The following is a 13,699-nucleotide window of genomic DNA, read 5'->3' on the forward strand; positions in this document are numbered from 1 at the left end:
TTCAATTATAAAGTGCGGGATTTCCTCTATAGAAGAAAATCTTTTTCAATCGGTACAAATTTTGAGGCAGAATCGATAAGATTTTGAGCAGTTAACCCCGGAACACCATACACTTCAACAGGTTTGCCAAAACGCTCTTTGATTCGCTCTACAAGGATTTCGAAATCACCATCTCCTGATACCAAAACAATCGTATCAACCGTCTCTGCAAGTTCTATCGCGTCTAACGCAATACCTACATCCCAGTCGCCTTTTGCACTGCCATCTCGGCGCTGAATAAAGGGCTTTAACTTCACATTAAAACCCACACCACGAAGGATATGGTGAAATTGACGCTGCTTTGGATCTTGGCTTGAGATTGCGTAAGCATTAGCTGCCACAACGTTACGCCCTTCCGTGGCAACATACCAAAACTGGTTATAGTCGAAGTTAGAACGGTATTTGTCGCGCGTTGTGTAGTAAACGTTCTGAACGTCGACCAAAATTGCTATGTTTTCCATAATTTCATACCTTTAGATTTTCCGTATACCCTATTCTATTCAACTCTAAAATGCGAGCCGCTTTCTTTAATAAAAATGAACTCATTAGCTATGCTTAACGTAGTTGTTATTCGCTTAACGTAGCTGTTATTGGCTTAACGTCGCTACTATTAGCTTAACGTAGCTGTTATTGGCTCAACGTAGTTGTTATTCGCTTAACTCAGAGCTTGTTTGAGTTTATCAAGGAAGGTGGAACATGCAGTACCGACAAATAATCAGATCATATCTTCGCAGCGACAGCAACGGCTCAGTGTTGCCACGTTGCTGTGCAGCATTAGCCAGAGCACTATCCAAATCACTGAAAACTCTATTAACAAGCGCGGTTATGTTTATGATTCTGTCAGTCAACTCGTTACACGCTTACCCAGCCTACTCTCACTCCAAGGCCTTACCGCACCGCAGTGTGATCTATTTTGCACCGAAAGAAGATTCTGCCGTCAAAGAGTTTCTCAATGAAGTGTTGATCAATAACTGTCAATTGGATGAACGAGACGTGGTTATCATAGTCATCGCGGAAAGCGGCTACACAGTTCCTACTTGGCTTGAAGAAGAATTTAACTTAGAGGCGGTAACCGACAGCTATGGAATACCGAAAGGCTCACATACTGCTGTTTTGATAGGTAAAGACGGAAAAGAAAAGCACCGATGGAATGGGAAGACTGATTGGAACCTTATCACCAACATTATTGATGAGATGCCTATGCGCCAAAAAGAAATGCAGCGACAAAGTAGCCGCTGCAGTATTTGATTCTTAGTCAGCTAAGCGGTCGCTTAACACACTAACTTGTAAATTAATCAATTAAGCTTGCTTGTTAAACCAAGCCAATTTTTCATGAAGTTGGGCAACGCTACCTACCACAATCAATGCTGGGCTCTTTGCAACGCTCGCAAGATTGGCTAAGTCACTCAAACCACCACGGAACACTTTCTGCTCTTGACGCGTACCATTCTCAATAATCGCAACCGGCATGTCTGTTCGCATACCGTTATCCAGTAAGTTTTTCTGAATGTTCGGGCTCTCTTTGAGACCCATGTAAAACACGATCGTATGATTGTGTTGAGCAAGCGAACGCCAATCAATATCTTCACCATCTTTCTTTAGGTGACCAGTAATGAATTGAACGCTTTGTGCGTGATCTCGATGTGTTAGCGGAATGCCTGCGTAAGCCGTCGCGCCCGCCGCTGCCGTGATTCCGGGTACCACTTCAAACTTCACACCATTTTCAGCGAGAGTTTCACACTCTTCGCCACCACGACCAAAGATAAACGAGTCACCGCCTTTAAGGCGAACAACATGCTTGTTTTCTTGCGCTTTAGTCACGAGCAGTTGGTTGATCTGATCTTGCGGTACACAGTGATGGTCGAGCTTTTTCCCCACATACAGCATTTCTGCATCGGAGTTAGCCATTGCCAAGATATCTTTAGATACTAAGCGGTCATAAACGACCACATCAGCCTGCTGAATAACGCGTGCCGCTTTTAGGGTAAGTAACTCTGGATCACCAGGGCCCGCGCCTACTAATGAAACCAATCCTTTGGTTACTTCTTTAACATTCGATGACGATACTTCTGACATGCTGTGCTCCGAAGGTTTGCTTGTTTTATCTCAAGCTTCAATCTATGTGATAAGTCACTGTATTCATGATGACTTATCCAAATCCTTAACCCTTAGACTATCAGGTGTTGAGCTAAATATTCAGTCTAAATACTAACGAAGATAGAAGTAATTATAACAAAACAGTCTATTGCAGGTATTTTATACCAATCGTAGTAAATAACTGTTCATCCTAGCTGGTTAAAACGCTCGATAACTTCGTTAGAATTTTTGATTGTAGAATAACTACTTATCGAAAAATTCCGCCTTGTTCTCAAGCCTTTTTCCTGCGCTATTTCTGATCACTTACTTACTGTGATTGGTATTACTCAATAAAAATCAGCGCATTGATGATGTTTAAGGCTTTCGAACTAAAAAAGCCCCAAACATGTTGTTGGGGCTCTTAATCTCATACTAAATTACGTTTCACCGTATTCAGAATTACTTAGCACCTAAAGAAGGAGCGGTTCTAGCGTGTGTTAGGAACAAAGGTACACATGTTAAGAACAAACCACCTACGATGTTACCTAGGATTGTTGGGATAAGGTTGAAGTTCAACCATGTCGCGATACCGAAATCAGCGCCTAGAATCATACCCAGTGGGAATAGGAACATGTTTACTACTGTATGCTCGAACACTAGTGCGAAGAAGATGAAGATTGGGAACCACATCATTGCGACACGACCAGACACAGTACGTGCTGTCATGTTACCAATCACACCTAGACAAACCATTAGGTTACAGAAGATGCCGCGCACGAAACATGTGATCCAGCCGTCCATACCCATGTTTTCAAAACCTAGGCTGCGACCAGTAGAAACAGTGATGAATTTCTGCGCTACTGCATTTGGTTCTAGAGAGAAATTACCCGTTAATGAGATAGCAACCAGTACCGCAACGATTAGAGAACCGATAAGGTTACCAAGGCCAACGATACCCCAACAACGCAGTACACGACCCCAAGTCACACCTGGGCGGTTATCGAATTTCGCTAAAGGAGCAAGGCCGAATACACCTGTTACTAGGTCATAGCCCATTACGCTTAAAATGACAAAACCCACAGGGAACACAAGTGCGCCAACGATGCCGATACCTGTTTGCACGATAGCCGTGATTGCTACAACAACGGCAAGAGAAAGAATGATGCCTGCCATTGTGCTTCGAATCAGAAGATCACGAGTACTCGTTTTCGTTTTCGCTTCACCCACATCGATCATCGTTTGAACGAATTCAGCTGGTTTAAAATCAGGAGACATAAGGTTGTCCTTAAAAAGTTAAAATTAAAAGTTAAAATCGGATAGGAAAAGGTTCTAGTTGCCGAACTAAGGCAATGTCGATAACTAGAACCCTTGATCTATCAAATCTTGTTACGTATTCGATTATGCTGAGATTTCAACAGCACCTTTGGTAATACGAGCTTTATACGCTTTAACGCTGAAGTTCTCGTCTTCCATGCACACACCTGTTGCTAGGTTAAAGCGTTGTTTCTTAAGTGGGCTCGCCACCCAAAGCTCACCTTTGTGCTCAACCGTTAAACCGCGAGATAAAACGTTTGATTGGAAAAACGGGTCAGTATTACTAATAGCGAACACTTCTTCGGCTTTAGTTGGGCGGAAAATAGCAACTTGCTCACCACCAACCAATGCACAAACACCGGTACCTGGAATAATATCTTCGATCTTACAAACTTTGGTAAATGCCATGATGTCGTCTCCCAATTAAACCAGTTCAACGTGAAGGATGTCGCCCTTCGCTTCTGGGTGTTTTTCAGTAAATGTTGCTGGGCGGTGTTGTTCACGGCCATCGTCAACAAACACAACGTTTTCATCACGATCATCAGCATTGATGAAGTGTGAGAAGCGCTTAAGTTGAGCTTCATCGTTGATAGTGTCAGTCCACTCACAAGCAAAGTTACCCACTAGGCCAGCGACGTCAGCTTCAAGCTGGTCGTTGATGCCAAGTTTATTATCAACAATCACTTCACGTAGGTAGTCAACGCCGCCTTCTAGGTTGTCCATCCATACCGAAGTACGTTGTAGTGGTGCAGCCGTGCGGATGTAGAACATCATGAAACGGTCGATGTATTTCAGCAGTGTTTCTTGGTCTAAGTCGCTTGCCAATAAATCTGCGTGACGAGGCTTCATACCACCGTTGCCACACACATACATGTTCCAACCAGCGTCCGTTGCGATAATACCTAAATCTTTACCTTGAGCTTCAGCACACTCACGAGTACAGCCAGACACACCGAACTTCATCTTATGAGGAGTACGGATGCCTTTGTATCGGTTCTCGATCATCACGCCTAGGCCAACTGAATCTTGAACGCCGTAACGACACCAAGTTGAACCTACACATGTCTTAGCCATACGAAGTGCTTTTGCGTAAGCTTGACCCGTTTCGTAACCTGCAGCGATTAACTTCTTCCAGATTGCTGGTAAGTCATCTTTCTGAGCACCGAATAGACCGATACGTTGTGCACCAGTGATCTTCGTATATAGGTTGTATTCAGCCGCAACATCCGCAAGAACGCTTAGAGCTTGAGGCGTTACTTCGCCACCCGCCATACGAGGGATAACCGAGTAAGTACCATCTTTCTGAATGTTACCTAAAAAGTTGTCGTTGGTATCGTGCAGCTTTACTAGCTCAGGCTTAAGGATGTGGTCACCCCAGCAAGAAGCAAGGATAGAACCCGCTAGAGGCTTACAGACTTCACAGCCGTAGCCTTTACCGTATTTCTCAAGTAGCTCGTCGAATGTTTTGATTTCTTCGATACGAATCAGGTGGAAAAGCTCTTGGCGAGAGTAAGCAAAGTGCTCACAAACGTCGTTCTTCACTTCTACACCCGCTTTTGCAAGTTCAGCGTTTAGCACAGAAGTTACAAGTGGAATACAACCACCACAACCTGTACCTGCACCGGTTACTGCTTTGATATCACCAATGGTATGGTGACCTTCAGCAACCGCTTGAGCGATCTTGCCTTTGGTTACGTCGAAACAAGAACAGATAACGGCAGTTTCCGGTAATGAATCAGCGCCAAGCGTTGGTTTTTCACCACCAGCGTGTGCTGGAAGAATCAATGCATCTGGGTGTTCTGGTAGGTCAATTTCGTTCAACATAAGTTGAAGAAGGTCACCGTAATCAGAAGTATCGCCAACCATTACTGCGCCAAGCAGTTTCTTGTTGTCTTCAGAAACGATTAAGCGTTTGTAAACTTCTTGCTCTTCGTTTTGGTAAACGTAGCTTTTACAGCCAGGAGTACGACCGTTTGCATCACCGATTGAACCTACTTTCACGCCCAGAAGCTTAAGCTTCGCAGACATGTCAGCACCTTCAAATGTGCTTTCGTTACCAACAACGTGGTCAACGGCAACTGTCGCCATCTTGTAACCAGGAGCCACTAGCCCGTAGAACGTTTGGTTCCAAGACGCACACTCACCGATTGCGTAGATATCTTTGTCTGTCGTTTGACAGTGATCGTTGATCTCGATACCACCGCGAGGCGCAATACCTAGACCCATTTGACGAGCAAGTTTGTCTTGTGGGCGAATACCAGCAGAGAATACGATGAAATCAGTTTCTAGCTCAGTGCCGTCTGCAAAACGCATCACGTTACGAGCTTCAGTGCCTTCAGGAGCAATTTCAAGCGTGTTCTTGCTTGTATGGACATTGACACCCATACGTTCGATCTTTTGACGAAGCTGATTACCACCTGCAAGATCAAGCTGCTCTGCCATAAGCTTTGGAGCAAACTCAACAACGTGAGTGGTTACGCCAAGCGCTTTAAGTGCGCCTGCTGCTTCAAGGCCAAGTAAACCACCACCAACAACAACACCAGATTTAGAATTCTTAGCGGTCGCTTCGATAGCTTTTAAGTCTTCGATAGTACGGTAAACAAAACAGTCTTTGCCTTCGTGGCCTTTAATCGGCGGTACGAATGGGAAAGAACCCGTAGCAAGGATAAGCTTGTCGTATTGAATTTCACGACCAGTGCTTGAGTAAACTGTTTTCTTTTCACGGTTAACGTTGATAGCACGTTCGCCGATCAGCATATTGATGCCGTGTTTCTCGTAGAAACCTTCTTTAACTAAAGAAAGTTCATCTGCAGTGTGGTGTGAAAAGTAAGAAGAAAGGTGAACACGGTCATACGCAACACGTGGTTCTTCACAGAACACCGTAATGTCCATGTTTGCAACATCTGTCTTCTCGACTAAATCTTCGATATAGCGATGGCCTACCATCCCGTTACCGATTACGACTAGCTTCATCTTGCTCATAAGAATTCCTGAAGGTTATATATTTCTTAACTACACGAATAATGAATTATGAAAGAAAATGAAAATATGATGTAAATCAATTACGAAAACGAACTACCCGAAAGGGGTAGAACAAAAGAGGTAGATCTGCTTATTTATCGAGCTAAGCAAACGAATAACCTTGGTTCTGATAGGGTTTAGCGGGATTTTATATACACTTTGGCGCACTTGAAAGAGTGTTGTAAAGTTTCACAATAGGTTAGCAATAACGTAAGTAAATGACAATCATTTTCATTTACTGACTTAACACAACGCTGAAACTTACGTTAATTTCCAAATTCATGAAGAACTATGTGCAGTTATGAAAGGCTTTCGCCGAATGAATGATCAAAAAATGAACATTGAATCATAATGTCATCCATTTTATTAAATCCGAATCGTGACAAACAACTCGCAAAATGTCCTTAGATTATTAACGAGCCTTGAAGACAAAGCTTTCCCAGTTATCAAACTGTTAATTTAATTGATCCAGCACATATAGCATTCAGATTCACCGAAACTATATCAAATCAAGCTTTCAACCAAACAGTGAATAAATTAAAATTATTGGAAATAATTCTCATTTGATAGAGCCAACGACTATGCGTGTACTTCTACTGATCTTAACTATCATTGCCACTCCTGCACTTGCTGAAACAAAAGTCATAAAACAAGTGATGGACATGAATTCTGAGAACATCGACAAGATGTATCAATTTATTCCTGATTACGTAGAAATCGAACCTGGTGATAAGGTGCTTTTTAAAGGAACCGTTGGCTCTCATACAGCCCATAGTATTCAAGGGATGCTTCCTAACGGCGCTAAACCTCTTATGATATCCGGGTCAAACGCTCAGGAAGTCACTTTTGATAAGCCCGGAGTTTATGGCATAAAATGTAAAGTACATCACCGACACGGAATGGTGGCGCTAGTGGTCGTGGGTGACCCAAGTGTTAACTTAGAAGAAGCTCGCACTGCAGCCAAAAAACGTGTGAGTCGCCGAGCTCAGAAGAAGATGCAAGGCTTGCTCGATCAAGCAGAGCAAAAGGTTCAATAACCTTTGTCCCTACTTTTAAAGCACCGACTCTCCATTTGGTATTGAGATAGGAATGCCTGTCTGAAAACGGTTTTCGGGAGTCAGTAACAAGAAACAGCGCCGAATTAGCGCTGTTTCTTGTTATCTACTTAGACATGGTCAAATATTCCGCACTAAACGTACAAACATATCAAACTAGCCACCCCGTTCTGAATGAAACTCCGACAACCACAAACAAAATTGAAATAATAGTCACTGGCACAATGTGCAGCGCCATATCAACCAAGTTGTTCTTCGATAGTTTTGGAATCACACGAAAGCGTGCGTCTAGGGCCAGCAATACCGTCAGAGACAGCAACGTCAATTTAGTGGCAATGCCATGAGCCAATGGAATCGACATATCAAACCATAAGCTAACGTCCGGCAACATGTGATAAGCGAGCATCAACCCGGTCACCACTTGAACTACCAAAGCAGGCATTCCCACCTTTTCGTACCCTTGCTCGAATTCCAATAACATTTCTGGAGAACGGTGTTTCAAGACTTTAGGAAGGATAACGACGCTGAGAATAATGTGCCCTCCCGTCCAAATGGTGGCAGCCAATACATGCAAAACCAATAATACGCCAAACATAAACTTCCCTTACACAATGTTACGTGGTGCAAAGGAGAACCCTTCAAACTCACGCTTATATTTTGATTCACCAATTTTCTTTATTTTGGCGACGCCCATTTTGTAGTTGTAGTTACCACTGATTTGGTCAACTACCCTTGTTGTTAAAGCATTCGCTGGGTTCTTCATGTCCATCATATTGCAATACAACACACCTTTCTTCGTGGCTGAGGTGACAATCGCAACGGCTTTAATCTCCGCGTAATCCAGTTGAATGTGACCATTTTTCATTAGGTTACTAAACTGGAAATCGTCTGACTCGATACCCAGAATCGTATCTTTAAAATTGGCCACCCGCTCCGAGTACACCAGCACTTCATCTCCGGCTTCTATGCCCCGTTTTTCCGCATCTTCTGGGTGTACTTCAATCCAGTTTTCAGGCCAACGATGAGTGATGTAAGGCCTGCGCTCGGTATCATCAAACCCTGACTGCCAAATTTCGTTAATACGACCATTCGAAAACCATAACTCGTCCTGTTTTGGGGTAAGCCAAGCGTGGAAATCACTGAACAGATCCCAAGGGTGCTTTTGAAGATTGACCTTCCCCGTCTGACTATTAAATTGAGTGAGCTGTTTACGCATAATATTGGCGCCTTGAGGCCCATCTTGCAGCCCTTTGTCGACCAGATCACCCCAACTCATTTCAGTATCATGTAGGCGTTTAGTGCCAATCAGCTTTTTGGTGTCATAGTTATAAAATACAGGGCCTTGGATCCCTTCGGTACCAAATTCAGCGAGCTTTTGATGAAGTGTTTTTCCTTCAGAATGTGCTGCAACTTTGATCATATTGAAATCTTTACGGCTACCGCGACTAAATCGCGATGACTCTTCGGCTACGTCATTCGAGTTTTGCCAATCAAACCCGTCGTACCCCATTCGCGAAGCCATTTGAGCAACGATCCACCAGTCTGGCTTAGCCTGACCCGGCGCATCAGCGAACTGTTGGTAAAGGCGCAGCCGACGCTCACCATTAGCACGCATGAAATCCTCTTCCCCCCAAGTCGCAGCCGGAAAGATGATATCGGCAAACTGTTTACCTATAGGATCACGTAAGTAAATATCTTGATTGATGACGACCATTCCACCGGAATCTGCACGCTTTTTGAGTGTATCTATAATGTGCTGTTTATCACGTCGCGTCGCTTGGTGAGGGTTACGTGTCGTTAAATCAGTGAATTTCTCTTTCAACCCATAGCTGCCACACATAGCTTGAATCCATGTTGTACCAATGACATGTGCCATACGGGTATGCCCGGAATAGAGGTACCTATCGGTGTCTATTGAGCGTCTGCGTCTGCCCGCCACTTTTTCAGGAGACTTGTTCCTTGGAAGTTTCCCACCCGCTAACCCACCGCGTTGATGCCCACCAAATCGACCAATAACACGCCCTTCTCGGCCACCAGTACCGATGATCGTTGCAAGGGAGGCGATGGCGTTGGTATTTCCGGTATTGTTCGACCAATAAAAGCCCTTCTCTATACCAATTGATGCTTTAACTCTTTGACCATTCACTGGCATTGCCAACATCTCGGCAGCTTTGTGGATCTTCTCGACGTCGATACCCGCTATCGACGCGGCATACTCAGGTGCGTATTCTTTCTGCTCTAAATTCCATTGCTTATAATCATCAAAGCCATCGGTTTGGAACTTGCCCCAAGTGGTTCTCCACTGCCAAGGTGTGTTACGTGTACCTTGGCCAAAGCCAGAGCTTGATTCCCACTTATTATTGACCCAGTTTTCAATCCATTCATTGTCTTGCCAGCCTTGCTCTAAGATCACACGAGCAATTGCGCCAATCACAAGATTATCGCTACCGGGATTAATATCGAGGTGCAATCCACCTTGAGCTTTAAGCCACGCTATCCCTGCAGTTTCACGAGGGTTCAAAATCACGGTTTTCATTCCACGATGCACCGCAGGCATAATGAACTGCGTAAAAATGATGGTTTTGGTCTCATACGGATCCGTTCCGCAGATCATCAAAGTATCTGCCGCGCCCCAATCATCATAACTTGGAGCAAAATTATCAAAACCCGCATCTCGAAAGCCCGGGGTTGCGGTGACATCTGACGGCGTGTCATGAAACGAAAAATTCGCAGTATTGACATGACGCAATGCATACTTTGTTATTGCATAGGTGTTTTCAATATACTGATAAGAATACGTTTTTACGCAGTAACTGTTCGAACCGTGCGTATCAATCACGTGACGACCAACTTGGGCTGCAATATCCAGCGCAAAATCCCATTCTACAGGTTGTAACTGACCGTTAATTCGAACAAGTGGTTGTTTCAATCGATCTTTGGTTGGTGTTTCTGGGTTATAAAGCTTTCTTGCGAGCAGTCCACCACGAACAGAAGAATCACCGCCTTTATTGACGACCTGTATGTCTTTGTCTGCGACTACAACCACATGGTGTGGTTTGCCATTATGCGAAACAATATTATGTTGCTGTGGCGAAACCCAAGCTTGTAATGCATGAACGGGGAAGTCGACAGCAAACGCATTTTCGTTAGCGCGATCTCCACCTGAAGGGCTATTTACAGGCCAACGATAAACCTTATAACCGCACGCCACGATACAATAATCACAGGCTGTTGTGATAACTTCAGCATGAACAGGAGGCAGTAAAGTATTAGTCGGTTGCAGATACTGACGGTTTAAAGGAGATTGATTGCTTGAAGAAGATTCACTCATTAAACTACCTCCACATCGATCAGGTTTTCCATGCGACCAAAGATCAACCCCATAACGCCAACTGCATAGATGTCGTCACCTTCGAGCTCGAGCAGTACTTGAGGTAAGCTCTCAAAGGCTTGACCAGACACCATAATTCCATGGCGACGCAAATCAAATGTAGATAGATGGAATGGACACTGACCTACAATGCGATGCTCTCCTGTTGCTTTATAAGCACCGGTTAAAGGCCCACCTTGATGAGTACACGTCATCGAGTACGCCACAATATCGCGCTGTAACCCTATCCCACCGCCACATTCGATGTCGGATTTAACGAGCATCGCAATCGAGTTTTTTCCTCCATCTGGATATTGAAAGTGAACCGGAGTGTGGTTACTAAGTTGGCTTAACTGGGCGATTTTCTTACGCGGGTAACCGACAACACGACCTTCAACTTGAGTTTCAGAATCAGTCCCAGCAAATAAGGTAAGAGGAACCATAGATACGGCAGTAGCCGCACCGGAATAAAGTAAAAAATCACGTCGTGACATCATGCATTTGTTGTGTCGTTTACTCGAATTTTGCTCTGAGTTGGCGATCATTTTTCTGCTCCAGCAAGTTCTTCTTTAGTAAATAGCGGTTGGTATTCTGGAATGGTTGGCTCTTCAATAAAAATCTGCTCACCTGAAAATGCTTCTACAAAGCTCCGTAAGTTCTTTTTATCTTGTTCCGTTAAACCAAGAGGTTGAATCAAAGCAGATTTAGTCTGAGGGTATCCAGTAGTGCGCCCATCATCTGCCACACCACCTCGGTCGTAGAAATCAATCACCGCTTCTAAAGTTGGAATAGTGCCATTGTGCATGTAGGGCGCAGTGTATTTTGTATAACGTAGGCTTGGCGTTCGAAACTTACCTAACATCTCTTTACGTTTAGCACGAAAGTAAGCTCCGGGATCGGCCTTTGTGGTTCGGTACATCTCTTCGGTGACACCTTTAGAATAAAGCTCAAATCGAAACGTTATCTGTGCCAGTCCATCATCATCCCACCAAGGGCTTGGCGGCACGCCAATGTTGTAGAATTTTTGGTCAGATGCCAAAGCCCCGTTGTGACAAGCAATGCAATTCGCTTTGCCTTCAAACAGAGCTTTACCCTTCAATTGGGACTCAGACAAAGCGGTTTTGTCACCGAGTAAATAGTTGTCTATTGGTGTGTCACGTTGAACCATCGTGCGTTCAAACGCGGCTATAGCGCGCCAAGCGTTATGTATTTTCGGAGTATCATCACCAAACACTCGCTTAAAGCGTTCAACATACTCAGGAACTAAGGCTAAACGCGCTTCCATGATGTCATCTTCACCATTACCCGCGACCGCGCCCTTCGCTGCATCTTTGGCTTGCACTTCCAGTGACATAGCGCTGCCCGCCCAAAAAAATTTGTCATAATAAGCCGCATTAATAATCGTTTGGCTATTACGCCAATGTACCGTACCCGGATATCCCATGGATAAGTCATCAGGAAAACCCCAGCCCTGAGATTGAATATGGCAACCAGCACATGGGCTCGTCGTATCGCCACTTAGCCGACCGTCATAAAATAAGATCTTTCCCAACTCTATTTTTGCAGGCGTTTGTTTATTGTCCGCTGGTACAGGCACCTCCCCGAGAGGCTCAAGCTTTACTTTTGCATTAACAACATTGGGAAGCCCCGTTATCCCAATAAAAATAAAGAGTGCTGCCTTTAATACAGAGCGCTTAGTTACGAGCATTTGACCAATCCTCCGTGTATTCGTAGCCGAAGTCATAGTCTAACCATTCGTATTCTTCGCCTATAAGGGCGTCTCCAGATAACGATTCCAGAAAGGCCACCAGCGCCTTTTTCTCTTTTCCCGTTAAAGAAAGAGTGGTGAGTCGAGAGTCTTTATTTGAGTCTTCGCCACCGCCTTGATTATAAAACTCAACCACATCTTCAAGCGTGGCCAGCATGCCATTGTGCATATACGGCGCAGTTTGAGTCAGCTCTCGCAGCGTTGGCGTAATGAACTTACCGCGATCACTACCATCCGCTTTATGAGTTTGAACATGCGTACCAACATCACGCTTTAACGTTAAGTAATCTTGCACACCCATAAACATGTTGTAGGCGAGAAAAGATTGATGCCGCATTGGGTCTAAAAATATCTCATGATTTTCTGGCACTCCGGTATTGTGTGCCTTTCCGTCCGAAAACAGAGCGCCACGATGGCATTGGTTGCACCCCGCTTTGCCTGTGAACAGCTTTTCTCCCTGGCTCGCTAAGTCGCTAAGCTCACCCTTGTCAAAAGGGACGTTTTTCGAAGTCAATGTTTTTAGGTATTCAGGCAGAGCTTTACGTACTCCGCCATTTGACGGTTCTCCAAGATTGGCCGCTTTAAACATCTCGACGTATATAGGGTCTTGTTTGAGACGTTCCTGCATCAAACGCATGTCCATATTCATCAGCCAGTCTTCAGTGATATTCTCCCGCACCACATCGTTTAGATTGGTGCCAATACGACCATCGTGAAACCACACCTCTTTATAGGCTGCATTAATAAGTGTTGGAGCATTGCGAAATCCATCACTCCCCGTATAGGCAGGGCTCAACGGTTCAGGGTAAGAAAAGCCATTCGCCGGAATATGGCAACTGGAACACGAAATCGAGTCATCCCCTGACAAGCGCGTATCAAAAAACAGTCGTTTACCGAGTTCTGCTTGAGCTGGATCGATATCTAAAGGAAGCAAAGCAGCATGTAAATTCATCGTAAAAAAGGAGCACAATGCTACGCAGACTTTTCGAGCGAAGCTTTGAAGTGTGGACTGTGCTCGTAAAACACTCATCGGCATTCCTTTTTAAGGATTATTAT

12 protein-coding genes are annotated in these 13,699 nt (G+C 44.4%); 2 read left to right on the top strand and 10 right to left on the bottom strand.

Features of this window, described 5'->3' with window-relative positions; all coding sequences use genetic code 11:
• Positions 1–26: 26 nt before the first annotated feature.
• Entirely contained in the window at positions 27–500 is a 474-nt protein-coding gene (locus L3V36_RS07680; protein WP_004731130.1) for an NYN domain-containing protein, read from the bottom strand.
• Positions 501–735: 235 nt separating this feature from the next.
• Between L3V36_RS07680 and L3V36_RS07685 the strand changes: the two genes are divergently transcribed.
• Entirely contained in the window at positions 736–1,287 is a 552-nt protein-coding gene (locus L3V36_RS07685; RefSeq protein ID WP_017079291.1) for a DUF4174 domain-containing protein, read from the top strand.
• A 51-nt stretch (positions 1,288–1,338) separates the two neighbouring features.
• Here the strand turns inward: L3V36_RS07685 and cobA are convergent, their stop codons facing one another.
• From cobA to nirB, 4 genes are all read right to left on the bottom strand, one after another.
• The gene (cobA, locus tag L3V36_RS07690) at positions 1,339–2,115 is read right to left on the bottom strand and encodes a uroporphyrinogen-III C-methyltransferase (RefSeq protein WP_102447429.1); all 777 of its coding nucleotides are present in this window, start codon (positions 2,113–2,115) and stop codon (positions 1,339–1,341) included.
• A 459-nt stretch (positions 2,116–2,574) separates the two neighbouring features.
• Positions 2,575–3,390 (bottom strand): formate/nitrite transporter family protein, encoded by an 816-nt coding sequence (locus L3V36_RS07695; protein WP_102447430.1) that lies wholly within the window; start codon positions 3,388–3,390, stop codon positions 2,575–2,577.
• A 123-nt stretch (positions 3,391–3,513) separates the two neighbouring features.
• Positions 3,514–3,837 carry a nitrite reductase small subunit NirD gene (gene nirD, locus L3V36_RS07700; RefSeq protein WP_004731122.1) on the bottom strand — a complete coding sequence of 108 codons (324 nt, stop codon included), beginning with the start codon at positions 3,835–3,837 and terminating at the stop codon, positions 3,514–3,516.
• Between the two features lie 15 nt (positions 3,838–3,852).
• Entirely contained in the window at positions 3,853–6,411 is a 2,559-nt protein-coding gene (gene nirB, locus L3V36_RS07705) for a nitrite reductase large subunit NirB (RefSeq protein ID WP_017079295.1), read from the bottom strand.
• Between the two features lie 620 nt (positions 6,412–7,031).
• Here nirB and L3V36_RS07710 point away from each other — a divergent pair.
• Entirely contained in the window at positions 7,032–7,487 is a 456-nt protein-coding gene (locus tag L3V36_RS07710) for a plastocyanin/azurin family copper-binding protein (protein WP_228011024.1), read from the top strand.
• Between the two features lie 169 nt (positions 7,488–7,656).
• Here L3V36_RS07710 and L3V36_RS07715 read toward each other — a convergent pair whose 3' ends face one another.
• From L3V36_RS07715 to L3V36_RS07735, 5 genes are read right to left on the bottom strand one after another with little or no spacing between them, the layout of a single operon-like run.
• The gene (locus L3V36_RS07715) at positions 7,657–8,100 is read right to left on the bottom strand and encodes a CopD family protein (protein ID WP_102447431.1); all 444 of its coding nucleotides are present in this window, start codon (positions 8,098–8,100) and stop codon (positions 7,657–7,659) included.
• A gap of 9 nt (positions 8,101–8,109) precedes the next feature.
• Positions 8,110–10,836, bottom strand: coding sequence for an arsenate reductase (azurin) large subunit (locus L3V36_RS07720; protein WP_198595629.1), 2,727 nt, complete (start codon positions 10,834–10,836; stop codon positions 8,110–8,112).
• Positions 10,836–11,420 carry an arsenate reductase (azurin) small subunit gene (locus tag L3V36_RS07725; protein ID WP_102447432.1) on the bottom strand — a complete coding sequence of 195 codons (585 nt, stop codon included), beginning with the start codon at positions 11,418–11,420 and terminating at the stop codon, positions 10,836–10,838. Before L3V36_RS07725 ends, L3V36_RS07720 begins: the two co-directional genes overlap by 1 nt.
• Positions 11,417–12,583 carry a cytochrome c peroxidase gene (locus L3V36_RS07730; RefSeq protein WP_102447433.1) on the bottom strand — a complete coding sequence of 389 codons (1,167 nt, stop codon included), beginning with the start codon at positions 12,581–12,583 and terminating at the stop codon, positions 11,417–11,419. The genes L3V36_RS07725 and L3V36_RS07730 overlap by 4 nt, the downstream gene beginning before the upstream one ends.
• Positions 12,570–13,673, bottom strand: a complete 1,104-nt coding sequence (locus L3V36_RS07735; protein ID WP_102447434.1) for a cytochrome c peroxidase — start codon at positions 13,671–13,673, stop codon at positions 12,570–12,572. The genes L3V36_RS07730 and L3V36_RS07735 overlap by 14 nt, the downstream gene beginning before the upstream one ends.
• Positions 13,674–13,699: the final 26 nt, after the last annotated feature.

It is taken from the genome of Vibrio sp. G-C-1 (assembly GCF_021728015.1).
Lineage (GTDB): Bacteria > Pseudomonadota > Gammaproteobacteria > Enterobacterales > Vibrionaceae > Vibrio > Vibrio splendidus.